Source organism: Methyloceanibacter sp., assembly GCF_049590335.1.
Taxonomy (GTDB): domain Bacteria; phylum Pseudomonadota; class Alphaproteobacteria; order Rhizobiales; family Methyloligellaceae; genus Methyloceanibacter.
In genome coordinates, this window is record NZ_JBAWCQ010000053.1 from 1 (window position 1) to 14,463 (window position 14,463).

The following is a 14,463-nucleotide window of genomic DNA, read 5'->3' on the forward strand; positions in this document are numbered from 1 at the left end:
GCGCTGACCGCCAGATCGGCGAGTTCTTGACTGGGAATCGCCGCCTCGGCCCGTGCACCCAGCTTGATATTGGTGATCCAGTTCGCGCCGTGTCGGATCATGGAGGCGACGACGCGCTCGCCGCAGACGAATAAGCGCCAGTCTTTGTGGTGCTCTTGGGCGGGCGGCACGAACTCCTGCAGGTAATAGACACCATCGACCGCCTCCGGCGGCGACAGCTCGCTCGCCGCCTCGACAAGGCGGACGCCTTTGCCTTGGGCGCCGAAAAGCGGTTTCTCGACGACTTTGTGGCCTTCCGAAGCGAGGCGTGACACGACGGCCTCCGCGGTGCTGTGATCGACGCCGGCAAAGGTGCGCGGAGTCGGCAATCCGGCCTTCTGCAGGAAGAATGTGGTCGTGGATTTATCGACGCAGCGCTCGATGCCGCGGGCATCGTTCCAGACCGTAACGCCGAGTTCCCGCAACGCATGCAGAAGACCGAGATAGAGTGTCACCTGCTCGAAGCTACCGCCGGGAATGAAGCGCACGAACGCCCCGTGCGGGCAGTGGTCCCCAAGGCCCGGGATAGCAAGGCCGGTAGCCGTCTCCGTAGAGAAACCGCAACTGGCCAGAGGCGCGACCACGGGTTTTATGCCCCGCCGCTCGAAGGCCCGCCTGAGGCTTCTGCCGTGCCAGTCGCGTCCATCGCCAAACAGTATGATGGACGGTGCTATGGCCGTTTCGCTGGTCATCGACCTAAAAGCGCCCCCTAGGAGAACGAGCGATTGAGAACGGCGTCGTCGATGGCGCCGCCTTCGAAGCTCTTGCCCGTGGAAAGGGAAGTCACCGTGACCTTCGCCGGGCTGAACAGCATCGGGTCGATCTGATAGAAATCGCCATTGACCGCAGCGAAGATTTCGGCGAACGGCTTGCCGTAGTCCTTCGAGTTTGCGCTCGGGAGTTCCTCGGCGAGTTTCCTCGCCGTGGCTTCGTCACCCTGCACATAGAGGTGGGCGCGACCGCCATAGATGATGGCGTCGTTGGTGCGGCCCATGGCTTCCACGAAGCCGGGGATCGGCGGCGGAATCGGCACCGTGGCCAGGCCGTCGACGATTTGCTCCAGCGGGAAGTCCAACTCATGCGCCTTGTGCAGCGCGACCTCCAGGCTCCGGCCGGCAACCTGTACGGTGCCTGCGAGGCTCCATGTCGGCGCGTAAAGAAAGACGAGTCCTTTTGGCGACAGGCCGCATGCCTTGGCGACCTCCTTGACCAGCACGGCGGGCGGGGCCTTGTCGGATTCGATCACGAGCGTGGCGCTCTCGGCCTTGTCGCGATAGTCCAGCTCTTTGAACAGCGGCTCCGACGAGCCCATGGCCCGTGCCGGGCCCGATCCCAAGAAGTAGAAGTCGTTGCCATCGCCGTCCTTGCCAGAGAGGCTCCAGCCCGCATATTGGGATCCGAGGCAGGCCAGAACCGGCTGGCTCGTATGCACCGTCACAAGGAACGGCCACTGATCGGTTGTGCTGGCGGTCTCGAAGGTCACGACGCCGAGTCCGCCCAGGCAGATTTCCGCGAGGCGGCGTCCCGCTTCAAGGCCACCTATGGCGTCGACACCGCAGTCAATCAGTGTTTCCCCCAAAGACCCTTTGGACACGCCAACGCGCAAGGCGTCGGCATTGTCGATAAGATCGTGCACCAGGGGTGCAACCTGTGCATTCAAGCTTGGTTTTGTCATCTGTTCCTTCGCATTCGCGCGGTGTTTTTCTTGGGCAACTCACTCGTGGGCGTGTGACTTAGCGGCATGCGCGGAATGCTCGAACATTTTCAACGCTGTCAGCATGTCTCCGACGCGTGTTTGCACGAGGCGCCGCGCATCGGCCGCTGATCCCGCCCGCGCCAGTAAAGTACATATCGGACGCTCTTTGTCGATCCGTTGTCCGATCGTCGGTAGATCGGCGGCCCACGAGGGCCACACCATCTCGGTTGGTATTGTGAGCGTCTCCGGGGCGAAGACGATCGCCGATGCCGTCGCGTCGTCATAGACGGGCACATGGGACGGCACAGCCCCGTGCCGCACGGCATCGAGATGGATCGCGAGAAGCGGCGTGGAAGTGCTCGCGAAGATATCGAGCGTTGCACCTGGCCGCGGATTGATCTCCAGCAGCAATGGATCGTCGCCTTGCAGCACGAAGTCGGCGGCGTTCAAACCCATCAGTTGGAAGTCGGCGGCGACGCGCGAAACGATCCCGGTAATCCGCTCGGTGGCTGCCCGCGAGATGTCCGCCGGCTGAGACGCGCCACCATAGCGCCAAGGCTTACCGGGGGCCGGAGCCGTCCATTGTTCGCTGAAGCCGAGTACGATCGTTTCGCCGCCGCTTGCGGCAAAGAGCGCAGAGATCGAACGCCCGGAAACCAGCTCTTGGTAGTAGAGATCGGCCCGGTCCGTCCACGTGACCGCCGGCCTGATATGGCTTCCGCCGGCGCCGCCTAGCCGCTTCGCGACCCAGCCGTCCGGTTTGGGCGGCGGCTCTCGCCGCGTTTTGGGGTGCGCGATGGCCAGTTGTTCCAGCGCGCGGAAGAAATGCACCGGGTCGTTGATCCGCGCCACGGTCGCGGCGTCGTTACCGAGTAGCCGCCAGCGTTCTGCTATCTGACCGAGGAGCTGGGGCCGGTCCTCGAACCCCGACCCGTAAATTAGGCCGAGAAGCGGGGAGGGCGCATTGGCGGCGAGCGTTTCCAGCGCGGCTTCAAGCGCCGCACGCTGAAAGCCGCGTGCGATGCCGCCTGGCACTTTGCAGACTCTATGGGCAATGGGTTCGGTATCCCGGTCGGCGAAGAAGTCCGCGACGAGGGGCGTGCAGCCGGCATCCGTTGCGGCGCGAGCCAGCGCCCGGCCAGAGACCGCGGCGATCAGGACCGAACCGCGCGGATGTCCCGCCAACTTAGGACGTGAGGTCTTGGGCGAGTTTGTAGGCGGCGCGGAAGTCGAGATAGACCGGCTCCTCGGCGTTGATCATCTGTTTGAACATGCCGATCTCAGTCTTGTACTTGATGTCGCCGATGGCCAGCGCGCCGATGCCGACAGCGCCACCAGCCCCTTCTACTGGGACGCCGTTGTCCTGAATGCCGACGCCCTCGATCCCAAGGGGCGGCACGGCGTTCACGTCGGCGACCACATTGAGGTTCTTGGCCGGCTTGTATTGGGCAAGGCTCAGGATTTGGCGCCCCGCGGGACCTGCGGAAAAGATCACGTCGGCGCCTTGGGCCAGCTCGACCTTCTGCTCCTCGGTCGTGCCGTCCGCATAGTTGAGATCGACGCCGAAACGGTCGTTGGCTTCCATGGTAAGGCGGCGCACGCGTTCGGGGCCGTCATAGCCCACCAGGAACGCCTTGGCCCCATCCATTGAGGCGATCACGGCGGAGGCGAATGCCACGACGCCCGTGCCCCCATAAACGATGACCCGCTTGTCCTTGAAATCTGTGTTGAACTGGGTCTTCAAGGCGGTCTTGGCGCAAGCCACCATCGCCGCGGCCGTGGTGAAGGAACCGGCGGGATCGGCGAACACCGACATCTCGAACGGCGGCACCATCGCTTTCCTGGCCTTGTCCATCATGTCGAGAGCCTCGATGGCGCGGTTGCCGCCAATAAACATGGCCTGACGTTTGATGCCGTCGGGGCTGCGGGAGAAGATGGCGTCCTGCACGAGACCGTAAATGTCCTCGATCGTCGCGTTCGTGTAGGGAATGGCGTGATCGTAGCCGGCGTCGATCCCCATATTGATGTCGAACGGGCTCATATATTTTAGCGGCGTCACCATGTGCAGAATACGCGGCGGGGCCATCGTGTGCTTCTCCCCAGAATTTGCGGCCTCGGCGCGTCAGCGCGCGGCTGGCCGTGGGTTGCTCTTATGGGCTCCGCTTTAGCACATTGGGCGCGGCTGCAAAGGATCTCAAACGCTCAAAGACTGTCAAATGCCAGACGAATCCAAGTTTTTCGCGTCCCGGCCACGCAAGCGTGTGATCTCCGCCCCTTCGTTGCGGCCCCCGGCCAAGACCAGCCGCAGCGACGCGCTCGTGTCCGCCTCGGACGCGATCTCGAAGAGCCTCTTTGCTTCGCTCTCCGACTCGGCAAATGCGAACCCCGTCGGACCCCAGGAACTCTGCCCGAGCCCTGTCACGCCCGCTGCGCGCAAGACCTCCAGGACCACGCCGACGCGCGGGCTGGTGAAAATGCCCCCCTGGCGCGCCGCGAAATAGTCGCCCATGCGCGCCTGGAGGTGACCCACCTCTTCGCAGAAGACGCCGAAATCTTGATCCTTGAGCGCCGGTAGCGCGCGCTTGACGATGAGCGCCTCCAGCGCGGCCCGGGCGTCTTCGGAATAGGCCGGCGGTGACTCGAAGGCCGCAATTTCGTCCGCGCCGTCGAGGCCCTTGGTCTCGGGATCGAAGATCAGCAGCGTCCGCCAGCTTCTCGGGAAAGGGACGCGCGCCACGAGCTGAGGCAGCGTGCCATAGCGCGGCCCGCTGTCCAGCACGGCGCCCCCGGTTTCGAACGTGGCGATGCCGATGCCGGACCGGGCGCCGCGTCCGAGCAGGGCGGCGATATCGGGTGGCGACAGGTCGAGACCTTCGAGCGCGGCAAAGGCGGCGCCGACAGCGAGGGCGAGCTGCGTGCCCGAGCCGAGCCCGGCATGGGATGGGATCGCCTCGGAGATATCGAGCCAATACGCGTTGTCGACCCCGCGTGCCTCGGCGATCGCCCGGAGATAGCGCGCGGCACGTCTCGCCTCGGGACCGCTGAAAGCTTCCTCGCGTGCGTGCCGCAAGGTGAGCCGGGTCCATGGCCGGTCGAGCGAGAGTCCGAAACTGCCAAAGGGACATGACGTCCGGCCGCTGGGGTCTAGGAAGCCGAAATGCAGACGCGCCGTCGTGGCGACGGTCACGGCTGGTTCGAGATCATCTGTGTGGGACTGGGACAAGTCAGTGAACGTTGTTTCCGTTGGCATCAGAACATGCCGTTCGAGTTCGCCGAACTCTCCGGTGCAACTTGCAGGACGTCCCAGTGCTCGACAACCTTTCCCGCGTCGTCCAGGCGAAAAATGTCGATCCCGATCCAATCCTCATCGCCTGGCCACTCCTGGAAACAATGCAGAACCACGAAATTACCCTCGGCCAAGATGCGCTTGAAGATCACACGCTTGCCGGGATAGCGGCGGTGCATCTCTTCGAAATACGCGATAAAGCCCTCCTTCCCGTCGTTCACGTGCGGATTATGCTGAATATAGGTGTCACCAGAATAGCGTGCGATCGCCTCGCGCGGCCGCGATTCATTGAAGGCCAGGTCGTAGAAGGCCACCGCAGTCTCCTTATTGCGCTCAAGGTCCGGCATTGACATTCCCCTCGAACGGGCTCCATTGATCGGTCCGAAGCGCGCCGATATGCTTCACGAAGCGATAGCGGAAAATGCGGCGCATGGTTCGAAGATGTTGCGGCGCACTGTTTCAAAAGAAGAGAGCAATGGCAACGAAAGAGCGCACCTATAGCGACGCGGAAGTCGAGGAGCGTCTGCAAAAAGAGCTCCCGCACTGGTATCTCGAAGACGGCTGGATTCGCCGCAAATTCAAGACGAATAGCTGGAAGGGGACGCTGATGGTGATCAACACCGTCGGCCATCTCTCCGAGGCTGCCTGGCACCATCCCGATATCACCGCCTCCTATGCCTGGGTCGAGGTGCGGCTGATGAACCATGCGGCAAAAGGAATCAGCGACAAGGACTTCGAGCTAGCAAAGAAGATCGAGGACGTCGTGCACTGGCAACCGGGCGCCGAGACGGGCGCGTTGGAAGGGACGCCTGAGGACGACATGCGGTTCTCATACATCAAGTACGACAAGCCCAAGGGTTAGCCGCCACAATGGCTATCCGCGACAAGGGTTAGCTACATCGAGGGCAGCCGCTCGGGCGCACGTGCTCAGTTGGTGAGCACGTTTGTCTCGGTCCGCTGATCCATCTCCGTTCCATGACGCATGTATACAATTTTGTCCGTGAACGCAGCGGGCCGCGCTTGCGCCCGCCAAGCCACCTGTTTATCTGTGTAGCGAGTTCAAGAAGAAGACGCCGGGGAGGACGACGAGTTTGGACAGAACGCTCCAACGTGCAGCGGATTTACTTGCGCAAGCACGTCTCCCAGTCATTGGCGGTCTCTTTACCGATGTGAATGGTGCCGCTGCGGCCTTGGCCTTGGCGCAGAAACTCGGCGGTGTGGTGGACCATGCCGCAAGCCGGGGCATGTCCCGCGCGGCACGCGTGATGCGGGAAACGGGATCGACCCCGGCAAGCTTTGGTGAGGTCCGCAATCGCGCCGACACGGTCGTCGTGATCGGCGATGGTCCACGCGACCGCGACCCCGAACTCTTGGACAGACTATTTCCGGCCAAGGGCCTGCCCCGTCCTGGCGACAACAAGCGCGAGCTCATCGTTGTCGGAACCGGGAAGGGTAAGACGCCCTCCGGCATTCGGACCAAGGTGATCAAGGGCAAGCACGCTTTGCCGGAGCTTGTCGCGTTGTTGGGAGCCGCCGTCCGCGAGACGCCGTTTGAGATTCACGATGAGGCGCTGGCCAAGAAAATCCTTTCGGCTGGGAAGCGGCTGCGGGAGTCGGCCTTTGCTGTATTCGTCTGCGACCCCGCCGAACTCGAAGAACCCGTGCTGCACACTGTGCTCGAAACGGTACGCCTTCTCGTGAAGACGACACGCGCCGCGACGCTGGCGCTGTCGGCGCCAGGAAATGGCGATGGCGTCAATCTTTGTTCGACATGGACCTGCGGACTGCCGGTGCGGACCAGCTTCGCGGGGGAGGTGCCGGAGAACAATATGTGGGCCTACGAGGCGGAACGCTTGCTGAAGAGCGGCGAAGCCGACACCCTTGTTTGGATAGACGCTCTGGATGGCGCCGATGCCACACCGCCGACGCGGGCGTTCCGTGGCATTCCATCGGTCGTGCTGTCGTCTAAGCCCGTGAAGGCGGGCCGCGACGATGTTGTGATCGAAGTGGGGGCCGCCATCGCCGACCATGACGCCGCCGTCTATCTGCCGCCTATCGCGGGGATCGGCGAGGTCAAGGCGACATCTGCCGATTCGAGCAAGCCGACCGTGGCTGAAGTGTTGAATAAGATCGGCACGCTGATCGATGCGAAGGGAGCCGCTTGATGCTCATCCAGCTAAAGGGCGGCCGGGTGATCGATCCCGCGAACAATCGCGATTTCGTGGGCGACGTTTATCTGGAGAACCGCCGCATCGTCGATGCGCCGGACGGCCGCGAGCCCGACGAGGTTCATGATGTTTCGGGCAAGATCGTTATGGCAGGCGCGATCGACGTGCACTCCCATATCGCCGGCACCAATGTGACCCTTGGCCGGCAATTGATGCCGGAGCTGCCACTCATCGCCTCGGCCGAAGGACAGCCTATTCTGCCGTCGCCCGCTGCTTGGGGTGCCTATGCCACCGGTATTCGTTATGCCGAGATGGGCTACACTACTGTCATAGAGCCCGCGATGATCCCGACCCATGCGATCCAGTCGCACAAGGAGATGGCCTCGATCCCGATCATCGACGTGGCCGGCCTCGTGATTCTCGGCAACGACGACTACACGCTCAACCTGCTCCGGACGGGCAACGTCAAGAGCGACGAATTGAAGGATTATGTCGCCTGGACCTTGTCGCATTCGAAGGCGCTGGGTTTGAAGGTCATCAACGCAGGCGGCTCCGAGGCCTTCAAGTTCAATGCGCGGACATTCGATCTCGACGAGCAGGTGCCAGAATACGGCGTGACCTCGCGGGGCATTGTCGAGGCGATGCAGCAAGCGATCGCCGACCTCGGCGTCCCGCATCCGCCCCATGTCCATACCAACAATCTCGGCATTGCCGGGAATGTGGACACGGCGGTGGCGACGCTGGAAGCTACCCAAGGCAACCCGATCCATTTGGCTCATATCCAGTTCTATGGCTACGGCAAGGAAGGCGACAAAGGCTTCTCGTCCGGTGCGCCGCGCCTCATGGAAGCGATCAACAAGCACAAGAACGCGACTGTAGACGTTGGTCAGGTCATGTTCGGTCAGACCATCACCATTTCCGGCGATGTGTTGCGCCAGTTCGACGGGCGCCGCGCTGCCAATCCGAAAAAGTGGATCATCAATCAGGCGGACGGCAATGGCACGGGCGTCGTGCCGTACAATTACAAGAAGAAGAGCTTCGTCAACGCGCTGCAATGGGCCATCGGCCTAGAGATCTTTCTGCTGGCGGAGGACCCGTGGCGAGTCCTGTTCTCGACCGACCACCCCAATGGCGCGCTCTTCACACGCTACCCGGAGATTTTTCATCTCTTGATGGACAAGGACGAACGCTCGCGCTGGCTGGACCAGTTACCCGAAGCCTCGCGGCAGGTGTCCGGTCTTGCCGGTATTTCGCGGGAGCTGACATTCTCCGAATTGGCCGTCATAACGCGCGCGGCCCCTGCGAAGGTGCTGGGCCTGACGGACCGGGGCCATTTGGCGCCGGGCGCTGTCGCTGACGTCGCCGTCTACACCGATCAGAGGAACAAGACGAAGATGTTCTCCGCCGCCGACCTGGTGTTCAAGTCCGGCAAGCTGGTCGTGCGTAAGGGCAATATCGTCGATGTCAGCTGGGGCCGCTGCTATCACGTGGAGCCCGGGTTCGACGTCCAGATCGAGAAGCGCGTGCGTTCCTTCTACGAGACCTATTATGGCGCCGACCCATCATGGTTCGGCGTGACTGAAACCGTTTCCGATGGTCCCGATCGGTTCGCGACCATTCCTTGTGCGAGCTGACATGCCAGAGCTGAAAGTCAAAGGCGTCACTATTGTTGAGACGTTCGCGGAAGCCTTCCCGATGGTGGGGACGCGCGTTATCATCACCGCGCCGACCGCCGAATGGGCAAAGATTTCAGCCCGCACCATGACCGGTTTCGCGACCTCTGTGATCGCCTGCGGCGCGGAAGGCGGGATCGAACGTACGCTTCCGAAATCCGAGACGCCCGACGGGCGCCCCGGCGTTTCCGTGCTCTTGTTCACCATGGACGCGAACATGCTTCAGACCCAGCTGCGCAACCGGGTGGGCCAATGCGTGCTGACCAGTCCGGGGTCTGCCTGCTACGCGGGCCTTGAGGGCGAGAAAACGCTTAAGCTCGGCGCGTCTTTGCGGTTCTTCGGCGATGGCTGGCAGATGTCGAAGGTGATCGGCGGGCGCCGCTACTGGCGCATTCCCGTCATGGGCGGCGAATTCGTCTGCGAAGACAAGACGGGCATGACGACCAAGGCCGTGGGCGGCGGCAATCTTCTCGTCGTCGGCAAGTCTCATAGCGCCGTGCTGGCAGCGTGCACGCGAGCGGTCAAGGCCATGGCCGACGTGCCGGACGTCATCACGCCGTTCCCGGGCGGCATCGTGCGCTCTGGCTCGAAAGTGGGTTCCAAATATGCAGGCCAGATCGCGTCGACCAACCATGCCTATGCGCCTGGCCTCAAATGGCATGCGGATTCGGAGCTGCCGCCAAACGCGGAGGCCGTGCTGGAGATCGTCATCGACGGACTGACCGCGGATGCGATCCACGAGGCGATGCATGAGGGCCTTCACGCGATCGCCAAGGGCGGGTCGCGGGAAGGCATTACGCACATCACGGCGGGAAACTACGGCGGCAACCTCGGGCCCCATCACTTCCACCTTAAGGAGATTGTCGGGTGAGCGCGCTTTGTTTCGAGCTCAAGGGACGGCCTGAGCAGCGGCTTGACCTGTCGTCGTTGGTGCCGGCGCGCCTTGACGGTCTGAACCGCAAACAGATCGAGGCGTTGTCGATCGCGACGACGCGCGAGGCGCTGAGCGTCGGCGATGCCTTCAAGGTGAAGGGCAAGGACGTCCAGAACCTGCACTTCATTGACACCGACGATCGCTGCGACAAGATCGGCGCCAAACTGACAGGCGGCGAGATCGTGGTCGAGGGCGATGCGGGCATTTTGCTCGGCGCGCAGATGAAGCGGGGCAAGATCGCTGTTCAGGGCAGCGCGGGCGTGTCCGTCGGCGCGACCATGACCGGCGGTGAAATCAGTGTACGGCGTGATGTCGGCGACCAGGCAGGCGGGGTCGCCTTCGGCGAGACGTTCGGCATGAAGGGCGGCTTCATTTCCATCGGCGGCGACGCCGGCGCGCTTGTGGGTGAGCGCTTGCGCCGCGGGCTCATCGTGGTTGGCGGCAAGGCGGGCGAGTACGCAGGCGGCCGCATGGTTGCAGGTACGATTGTGCTCCGAGGCAGCGCGGGCCGTTACGCGGGCTATGGCAATCGGCGCGGGAGTCTGATTTTTGCCGACAAGCCGCGGCATCTCCTGCCGACCTATGTCGACAGCGGCGTGATGGAGTTCGACTATATTCGCCTGCTTGAGACCTGGCTGCGCGGGCAAGGCATGCGGATTCGCCTCGGGGGCCGTGCGCGCCGGCTCATGGGCGATATGGCCGTTCTGGGCAAAGGGGAAATGCTGATCCTCGACTGACACGATTCGGCAGGTGCCCGCGAGCGGCACTTGACGCCGGATCGGCGCTTCTCCTTTATGCTTGAGGTTTCAAGCTCTTTCGTCCCGCGCTTTAGAATATGACGTCTTCACCTTTTGTCCTTCTCGACGACAGCCTCACATCCCGTGAGCGTAGCCTGCTGTTTGAGTCAGCCGAGGAGATCGTCTGCGTCGACCGGCCGGAGGACGTGGAGGCCGGGCTTCGACGCGTTTCCGACGGGCTCGCCCGCGGTTTGCATGTGGCGGGTTACTTTAGCTATGAGCTTGGCTACTGCCTTGAGCCGAAAGTGCGCGCGCTGCTCCCGGCGAGGCGCGCTGTGCCGTTATTCTGGGTCGGGCTCTACAGCCAGGCGCGGCGGATGGACGACCAGCATGTGCGGCAATGGCTCGACGAGCGTGGTGGGGCAGGGCAGGCGAAGGTCTCGGACCTGGCGCTTTCCTGGAGCCGCGAGAACTATGGATGCGCGTTCCGGGCGGTCCAGGATTACATCGCGGAGGGCGATGTCTACCAAATCAATCTCACGCAGAAATATCTGTTCGACTTCGAGGGCGATCCCGTCGCGCTTTACGCGAGCCTGAGGCGCAGGCAGCGGGTGGCCTATGGCGCGCTGATCGAAACGCCGGACCTCGCCGTGCTGTCGCTCTCGCCCGAGCTGTTCTTCCGGCGCGAGGAGCAGCAACTCACCACACGGCCCATGAAGGGCACCGCGCCGAGGGGCCGGACGCCCCGTGAAGACGCACGGCTCAAGACCTGGCTCGCCATGGACGAAAAACAGCGCGCGGAAAATCTGATGATCGTGGATCTCCTGCGCAACGATCTCGCCCGCGTCTCGCGAATCGGCTCGGTGGAGGTGACGGACCTGTTTACGGTCGAAACCTACCGCACAGTGCATCAGATGACCTCGGGCATCACCTCGGAGCTGCGCTCGGATATGGAGATCGCCGATATGCTTCGGGCCCTGTTTCCGTGCGGGTCCATCACCGGGGCACCGAAGGTCCGGTCCATGGAGATCATCCGAGAATTGGAGAAGGAGCCTCGGGGTATCTACACTGGCGCCATCGGCACCATTGCCCCGTCCGGTGAATGCCAATTCAACGTAGCCATCCGCACGGCCGTGCTGTCAGGCGGGCGTGGCGAGATGGGCATCGGGGGCGGCATCGTCGCCGACTCGAAGGAAGACTCCGAATACGCCGAATGCCTCCTAAAGGCCCAGTTCCTTACTGAGTCCGGCGGAGCTTTCGAGCTCATCGAGACGCTGCGATGGCAGAGCGAGCACGGCTACCATCTCCTGGAGCGGCATCTCTCGCGCCTTCAGGCCTCCGCCGCCCATTTCGGTTATCCGTATTCGCGCGAAGCCGTCCTCGCGGCGCTGGATGCCGAAGCCGCCGGTATCCAATCGCCCGTGGCCATGGTCCGCCTACTTCTGTTCGAGGATGGGACCGTCACGACCAGTTCGCGGGAAATCGAGCTGCCGACAAAGGACACGGTCTGGCGCTTCGTCATCTCGGATCTGCGCCTCGACGAGAAGGATCTGTTTTTCTATCACAAGACCACGCGGCGGCAGTTCTACGACCGGGAGATGGAACGGCAGAAGGACCTCACGGGCTGCGACGAGGTCGTGTTCTTCAATATGCGTGGAGAATTGACCGAAGGCACCAGGACCACCCTTTTCGTGGAACGGGACGGGCGCTTGTTCACGCCTGCGCTGCGCTGTGGACTTCTGCCGGGCACGTTGCGGGAGGAGCTTCTCGATCTGCCCCGGGCTTCCGCCAGTGAAGCTGTCTTGACGGAGGCCGACTTGAGGGACGCCGATCGCATCTATCTCGGCAACTCGGTCCGCGGCCTAGTTCAGGACAAGTTGTTAGAAGCGGCCGGTACCCCCAAGCCTTCTCGCGCGGACCAAGCGCATTAGGACGCCATAAGAACGAGAACACCACGAGAAAATGCCCAGATCCGAAGACCTGGGCACTTTCTAGGTGTGCGCTCTGTGAAAAAAACCTCGATGCGGAGACTTATGACGGCTGATTTTCAGTCGTTTCGGAACTCTCGTTCTCTGCCGTCTCCTTGGCCTTATCCGACTGCACCTTCTCGGCTGCCTTGCCGAACGAGGCGGCAATCTCCGACCAGGCCCGCAAGAAGCCTTGGCCTAGTTCCTGTGCGCCGTCGCGGAGCGGCTCGGCCCTTTCCCAAAGCTCGCGCGCCTTGTCCTTGGCCATCTCGGCGGATTTCTTGCCCGTCTCCGTCAGCGTGGATTGCGTCTGGCTGGCCTGGTCGAGGGCGAGCTTCTGCAAGTCCTCCATCTGGGCGGTGGTTGTATTGCGGTAGGCGTGGGCCCGGCTGAGCACATCCTGAAAGCGCAAGTCCATATTGCCCAGAACGGTTTCGCCGAGGACGCCGGCATGCGTTCGAAGGGACTTGACCTGCTCTCCGAGCGTGTCCAGATCACGCTGCAGATCTTCCCATTCCTTGTCGGCCTGTTCGGCCTTGGTCGTGTTGTCGGTCTTGGCTGTCTGGTCTGTCATTTGGGTCTGCTCAGTCTCTTTGAGATCATCGGTCATGGCGGGTCTCTTGAGGCTTGGACGAAGAATCAGCGTTCAGTTTGGTCGTAGCGCATTCAAGTGACGGTAGGACAATCCCCCGCAATTGCTTGTGGCGGGGCGCCGACTCGGCCTTTACAGCAAAAGGTGCCGTCGCGAAGCGGCGGACCGGATGCTAACATCGGGGCGTCGTTCGGAGCCTACGGGGTGCTTCGAATAAGGCTTACACATTTGGTCTGTTGGGGCGGACATCAAGAGGGGCTGCTCTTTTTGATTTGAGGCCGGCCTATCGTAGCCTGCGGGGGAGCGAAGCCGGTCGCGCGCCGTTCACAACCTGCCGGCTAAAATGCGCCGCTTGCTCAAGGCGGTCCCTCGGGACCGTGTCACGACTGCTGCAGGAAACCAATGATCGGACAAATTTTAAGCGCGCTGCTTCCGGCGATCATCACCATCATGCTCGGTTATTTCGCGGCGTGGCATCACGATTTCTCCCAAAGCGAGGTGCCGACCCTCAACCGCATGGTGATGACCTATGCCTTGCCGCTGGCCCTGTTCGTGGGCGTCTTCAGCGCGGGCCGTGAGGAGCTGCTAGCGGATATTCCACTCCTGGTGTTCCTGTTTCTTGCGATCGTGGGCACCTTCGTAGTGGTGCTCTTGGTCGCCGTTTTTGTGTTTCATCACCCTCCCGGCTTGAGCGCGCTTCGCGCGTTGATGGCGTCCGGTCCAAGCACGGCCTTCGTCGGCGTTCCCGTCTTGGGCTCGCTCTACGGTGCGACAGCCAATATTCCGATCGCGGCCGGCGGCATCATCATCGTGATCTTTGTTCTCCCGACGACCCTTGTTTTGCTGGGGATCGATGCCGCGCGAAACGATCAGGCGGCCGCAGGGGCGGGGAGCGCGACAGCAAGCACTCCGCCCATCGATGTGCCGGGCACGGTTCTGAAGTCTCTGAAGCAGCCCATCGTGTGGCTGCCGATCGCGGGGTTTGTTTTGGTCCTCTTGGACCTTGAGCTGCCAACGGTTGTGGAACAGTCCATGTCGCTCTTGGGGCATTCTTCATCCGGCGTCGCCCTGTTTGCGTCAGGGATCATTCTGGCCGGCTACAAGGTAACGCTGAGCGCGCCGGTGCTGGTTCTCGTTTTTATCAAGAACGTCGTGCAGCCCGCCATCGTCTGTTTCGGAATGCTGGCGCTCGATTATGGCCAACCCATTCTCGGTCAAACTGTCGTCACCACGGCATTGCCGGCGGTCGCGCTCGTGGTGATGCTGGCGGTGCAGTACCGTACGGCCATTCCGGAAGCCGCATCGGCGCTTCTGATCAGCACGTTTGGCTCGCTGCTCACCATCAGCCTCTTCATATGGCTGGTGAGCTAG

General features: G+C 62.4%; 14 protein-coding genes. 7 read left to right on the forward strand and 7 right to left on the reverse strand.

Translation table 11 applies throughout. From position 1 onward, the window contains the following. From WBQ77_RS03630 to WBQ77_RS03655, 6 genes are all read right to left on the reverse strand, one after another. Window positions 1-731: ATP-grasp domain-containing protein (locus WBQ77_RS03630; protein WP_424058966.1), on the reverse strand; the 731-nt coding region annotated here is incomplete at its 3' end. Between the two features lie 17 nt (window positions 732-748). Then, the gene (gene mch / locus WBQ77_RS03635) at window positions 749-1,714 is read right to left on the reverse strand and encodes a methenyltetrahydromethanopterin cyclohydrolase (protein ID WP_424043707.1); all 966 of its coding nucleotides are present in this window, start codon (window positions 1,712-1,714) and stop codon (window positions 749-751) included. Window positions 1,715-1,753: 39 nt separating this feature from the next. Next, window positions 1,754-2,920 carry an ATP-grasp domain-containing protein gene (locus WBQ77_RS03640; protein ID WP_424043709.1) on the reverse strand — a complete coding sequence of 389 codons (1,167 nt, stop codon included), beginning with the start codon at window positions 2,918-2,920 and terminating at the stop codon, window positions 1,754-1,756. 1 nt (window position 2,921) lies between these two features. Next, window positions 2,922-3,821, reverse strand: coding sequence for an NAD(P)-dependent methylenetetrahydromethanopterin dehydrogenase (locus WBQ77_RS03645; RefSeq protein WP_424058968.1), 900 nt, complete (start codon window positions 3,819-3,821; stop codon window positions 2,922-2,924). Window positions 3,822-3,947: 126 nt separating this feature from the next. After that, a complete protein-coding gene (locus WBQ77_RS03650) occupies window positions 3,948-4,985 on the reverse strand; it encodes a GHMP kinase (protein ID WP_424058969.1) in 1,038 nt (345 codons plus the stop codon). Next, entirely contained in the window at window positions 4,985-5,368 is a 384-nt protein-coding gene (locus WBQ77_RS03655) for a nuclear transport factor 2 family protein (protein WP_424043714.1), read from the reverse strand. Before WBQ77_RS03655 ends, WBQ77_RS03650 begins: the two co-directional genes overlap by 1 nt. 128 nt (window positions 5,369-5,496) lie before the next feature. On the opposite strand from WBQ77_RS03655, the gene WBQ77_RS03660 reads away from it, so the two are divergent. The 6 genes from WBQ77_RS03660 (at window position 5,497) to pabB (ending at window position 12,464) form a co-directional block, all read left to right on the forward strand. After that, a complete protein-coding gene (locus WBQ77_RS03660) occupies window positions 5,497-5,883 on the forward strand; it encodes a 4a-hydroxytetrahydrobiopterin dehydratase (protein ID WP_424043715.1) in 387 nt (128 codons plus the stop codon). A 229-nt stretch (window positions 5,884-6,112) separates the two neighbouring features. Continuing rightward, a complete protein-coding gene (locus tag WBQ77_RS03665; protein ID WP_424043716.1) occupies window positions 6,113-7,186 on the forward strand; it encodes a hypothetical protein in 1,074 nt (357 codons plus the stop codon). After that, window positions 7,186-8,823, forward strand: coding sequence for a formylmethanofuran dehydrogenase subunit A (locus WBQ77_RS03670; protein ID WP_424058971.1), 1,638 nt, complete (start codon window positions 7,186-7,188; stop codon window positions 8,821-8,823). Before WBQ77_RS03665 ends, WBQ77_RS03670 begins: the two co-directional genes overlap by 1 nt. A 1-nt stretch (window position 8,824) precedes the next feature. Beyond that, window positions 8,825-9,733 carry a formylmethanofuran--tetrahydromethanopterin N-formyltransferase gene (gene fhcD / locus WBQ77_RS03675; RefSeq protein WP_424058972.1) on the forward strand — a complete coding sequence of 303 codons (909 nt, stop codon included), beginning with the start codon at window positions 8,825-8,827 and terminating at the stop codon, window positions 9,731-9,733. Then, complete coding sequence (locus tag WBQ77_RS03680) at window positions 9,730-10,533, forward strand: formylmethanofuran dehydrogenase subunit C (protein WP_424041295.1); 804 nt, start codon at window positions 9,730-9,732, stop codon at window positions 10,531-10,533. The genes fhcD and WBQ77_RS03680 overlap by 4 nt, the downstream gene beginning before the upstream one ends. A gap of 98 nt (window positions 10,534-10,631) precedes the next feature. After that, window positions 10,632-12,464: an aminodeoxychorismate synthase component I gene (gene pabB, locus WBQ77_RS03685; RefSeq protein ID WP_424058974.1), complete on the forward strand. Its 1,833-nt coding sequence runs from the start codon at window positions 10,632-10,634 to the stop codon at window positions 12,462-12,464. A 100-nt stretch (window positions 12,465-12,564) separates the two neighbouring features. Here the strand turns inward: pabB and WBQ77_RS03690 are convergent, their stop codons facing one another. Next, window positions 12,565-13,110: a hypothetical protein gene (locus WBQ77_RS03690; RefSeq protein ID WP_424058976.1), complete on the reverse strand. Its 546-nt coding sequence runs from the start codon at window positions 13,108-13,110 to the stop codon at window positions 12,565-12,567. A 384-nt stretch (window positions 13,111-13,494) separates the two neighbouring features. Between WBQ77_RS03690 and WBQ77_RS03695 the strand changes: the two genes are divergently transcribed. Continuing rightward, window positions 13,495-14,463, forward strand: a complete 969-nt coding sequence (locus WBQ77_RS03695; protein ID WP_424041301.1) for an AEC family transporter — start codon at window positions 13,495-13,497, stop codon at window positions 14,461-14,463.